The organism is Nocardioides sp. NPDC057772, from assembly GCF_042798075.1.
Classification (GTDB): domain Bacteria; phylum Actinomycetota; class Actinomycetes; order Propionibacteriales; family Nocardioidaceae; genus Nocardioides.
The window spans coordinates 1-3,756 of the sequence record NZ_JBHVKN010000317.1; the positions used below are offsets into that span (position 1 = coordinate 1).

Annotated in this window: 3 protein-coding genes; all 3 read left to right on the forward strand. The window is 69.7% G+C overall.

The features are described from left to right. Window positions 1–295: 295 nt before the first annotated feature. Window positions 296–1,360 (forward strand): DUF1080 domain-containing protein, encoded by a 1,065-nt coding sequence (locus tag ACFVJS_RS26955; RefSeq protein WP_378886631.1) that lies wholly within the window; start codon window positions 296–298, stop codon window positions 1,358–1,360. Window positions 1,361–1,426: 66 nt separating this feature from the next. Continuing rightward, the gene (locus tag ACFVJS_RS26960; RefSeq protein ID WP_378886632.1) at window positions 1,427–3,451 is read left to right on the forward strand and encodes an NAD(+) synthase; all 2,025 of its coding nucleotides are present in this window, start codon (window positions 1,427–1,429) and stop codon (window positions 3,449–3,451) included. A gap of 71 nt (window positions 3,452–3,522) precedes the next feature. After that, a partial coding sequence (locus ACFVJS_RS26965; protein ID WP_378886633.1) for a maleylpyruvate isomerase family mycothiol-dependent enzyme occupies window positions 3,523–3,756 on the forward strand: 234 nt, incomplete at its 3' end.

Consider the following 3,756-nt stretch of genomic DNA (forward strand, 5'->3'; position numbering starts at 1 on the left):
CCCCGGGTGCGCCGTCGGGCTCGATCGGTGGGGCCGAGTGCTCCACACCGGAGAAGGCGGCGGCCGTGACCGCCCGGATGTCGGCCACGTCCTCAGGACGTTCACGTCGGATCAGCACGGTCCGACGCTAAACCGAACGACAGCCCCGGCGCTCCTGGTTATCGAGCGAGGCGAACTTTCGAAGATCGCCCTCGAAAGTCGTCCGGAAATGGTTGAAAGTCAGCGGTGAGCGACACTAGCATCCGGCGTGACGCGCATCACATGCCCACTCGGCGTCCCGACGTTCGGAGTCTCGATGTCTCGCTTCCTGCCCCCACGCCACCCCCGGACCCGCCTCGCCGTCGGGTCGGCCCTTCTCGCGATCACCGCCCTGTGCCTGGGCGGTCAGACCGGAGCGGCGGCGGCTTCCGACGAAGCTGCCGCGACGATCGCGGCCTGCCCGGCACCCGACGCCCGCCAGAGCGTGGTCTTCCTCGATCTCGACAGTGGCGTCGCCAACAGCACCCTGCGCTCCGGCTGCACCATCAACGACGTCATCGACGACGAGCGGACCTGGCCGACCCACGGGGCCTTCGTGGCGCACGTACGCTCCGTCACCACCGAGCTGGTCGCCACCGGCGAGGTGACGCAGGCAGACGCCAGCCGGCTGCAGTCCGCCGCCGCCCGCTCGCAGGTGGGGAAGGTCGAGGGTTACGACTGGCTCTTCGACGGCTCGGCCGGCTCCTTCGCCGACTGGGCGTACGCCGGCGACGGCGGCTTCGACCTGATGCCGGACGGCACCATCCGCAGCCGCGCCGGCGCGGGTGGCGGGTTCGGAACCCTGTGGTACCCGGGCAAGGAGTTCGGCGACTTCTCGCTGCGGCTGCAGTTCCGCGACGACGCGCCTGGCGCGGCCCGCGGGAACAGCGGCGTCCAGGTGCGCTTCCCCGAGCTGTGGGGTCCGGTCGAAGGGTGCCCGACCACGTTCAACGGCAGCGAGACCGGCAACCTCTCCTGGATCGCGGTCAACTGCGGTCATGAGATCCAGGTCAACGACTCGCCGGAGGGCGGCGGCAACGACCCCCGCAAGACCGGGTCGATCTACGGCTTCGCCGACCTCAACCTTGCGCAGGCGCGACCGACCCCGAAGGGCACCTGGAACGATCTCGAGATCCGCGTCGTCGGCCAGCACTACACCGTGATCCGCAACGGCGTCGTGATCAACGAGTTCGAAAACCTGCCCGGGCTGCCGTTCCCCGGTCGCCCGAACGACCCCGACTCCAGCAGCCGGGGCCTGACGGGTCATGTCGGGGTCCAGGCGCACGGCAGTGCCCCGGACGTGGTGTCCTACCGCAACATCAGGATCCGCGAGCTCTCCTGAGGTCGTACGCGGTCGGTGGCGGGCATCGGGGTGGCCGGGTAGCCGGTCGCGCCTAGACTCCAGGGTGTGGACTTCTACTCCGCCTACTCCCATGGCTTTGCGCGGGTCGCGGCGTGCACCATCCCGATCTCGGTCGCCGACCCGGCGGCCAACGCGCGCGAGGTGATCGCGCAGGCTCGCGAGTGCTCGGCCGAGGGGGTCGCCGTCGCGGTCTTCCCCGAGCTGTGCCTCTCGGGCTACTCGATCGACGACCTCGTCCTGCAGCGCACCCTCCTCGATGCGGTCCACGCCGCGATCAGCGCGATCGTGGTGGCCTCCGAGGAGCTGCTGCCGGTGATCGTGGTGGGTGCCCCGCTGCGCCACGGCGACAGGGTGATCAACACCGCGGTCGTGATCCACGGCGGCGAGGTGCTCGGCGTGGTGCCCAAGACCTACCTGCCGACCTACCGCGAGTTCTACGAGAAGCGCTGGTACGGCACCGGCGACGGCGCCGACGGCACCATCATGCTCGGCGGCGAGGAGGTGCCGCTCAGCAACGAGCTGCTCTTCCGGTGCACCGACGTCAAGGATCTCGTCTTCCACGTGGAGATCTGCGAGGACATGTGGGTCCCGGTGCCGCCGAGCGCCAAGGGCGCGCTCGCTGGTGCGACCGTCCTGCTCAACCTCTCTGCCAGCCCGATCACGGTGGGACGCTCCGACGCGCGGCGCCTGCTGGTGCAGTCGGCGAGCTCGCGCTGCATGGCGGCGTACGTCTACACGGCCGCCGGCCCGGGCGAGTCGACGACCGACCTGTCCTGGGACGGGCAGACGATGGTCTACGAGCTCGGCGACCTGCTGGGTGAGACCGAGCGCTTCCCGGACGGGCCGCGGCGCACCGTGGTCGACGTCGACCTGGAGCGGATCCGCGCCGAGCGGATCCGGCAGGGCACCTTCGACGACAACCGGCGGACCGAGGGGACGTTCCACTCCGAGATCGAGTTCGAGCTCGCGCCGCCGCTCACCGGCGACGGTCTGCGACGCAAGGTCGACCGGTTCCCGTTCGTCCCCGACGACCCCGAGAAGCTCGCGCTGGAGTGCTACGAGGCCTACAACATCCAGGTCTCCGGGCTCGAGAAGCGGCTGCAGTCGATCGGCCCGGACACGAAGATCGTCATCGGCGTCTCCGGCGGGCTCGACTCCACCCACGCGCTGATCGTCGCCGCCAAGGCGATGGAGCGGCTCGGGCGTCCGGCGAGCGACATCCTGGCGTTCACGATGCCCGGGTTCGCGACCTCCGACGACACCAAGTCCAACGCGATCCACCTGATGGAGGCGCTCGGGACGACCTACGAGACGCTCGACATCCGGCCCACCGCCACCCAGATGCTCAAGGAGATCGGTCACCCGGCCGGCGACGGTGAGCCGGTCTACGACGTCACGTTCGAGAACGTCCAGGCGGGCCTGCGCACCGACTTCCTCTTCCGCATCGCCAACCAGCGCGGCGGCATCGTCCTGGGCACCGGTGACCTCTCCGAGCTGGCGCTCGGCTGGGCAACCTACGGCGTCGGCGACCAGATGTCGCACTACAACGTCAACGCCGGTGTGCCGAAGACCTTGATCCAGCACCTGATCCGCTGGGTGATCACCACCGAGCAGTTCGACGGCACCGCCGACGAGGTGCTCCAGGCGATCCTCGACCAGGAGATCTCGCCCGAGCTCGTGCCGGGCGAGGAGCTGCAGTCCACCGAGCAGAAGATCGGGCCGTACGCCCTGCAGGACTTCACCCTCTTCCACACCGTCCGCAACGGCTTCACGCCCTCGAAGATCGCCTTCCTGGCGTGGAACGCCTGGCACGACGTCGAGGCGGGCGAGTGGCCCCCGGGGTTCCCGGAGGGGAAGCGGGCGGCGTACGAGATGAAGGAGATCCGGGCCTGGCTCGAGGTCTTCGTGAAGCGCTTCTTCGCGAACCAGTTCAAGCGCAGCGCCCTGCCCAACGGCCCCAAGGTCTCCAACGGCGGCACCATGTCGCCCCGCGGCGACTGGCGGATGCCCTCCGACGCCTCGCCCGCGGCCTGGCTCGCGGAGATCGAGGCCCGGGTTCCCGTGGAGTAGTCGACCCTCACGCAGGTCACCGTCGTCTAATGCAGGGGCGTGCCCGGTGCGGGCGCGGTAGCGTCCGGACCATGTCGTCCAAGAGCGCGATCTGGTCCGTGGTGCACGCCGAACGTGAGGCGCTGATCCGCGATCTCGAGACCCTCGCCCCGGCACGCTGGACGACCCCGTCGCTGTGCGCCGGGTGGACCGTCCACGACGTGCTCGCCCACATGATCGACGTCGCCACCACCACCCGGCTGGGATTCGTACGCCGCATGATCGCCGCCGGCGGTGACTTCGACCGGGACAACCAGACCGGTGTC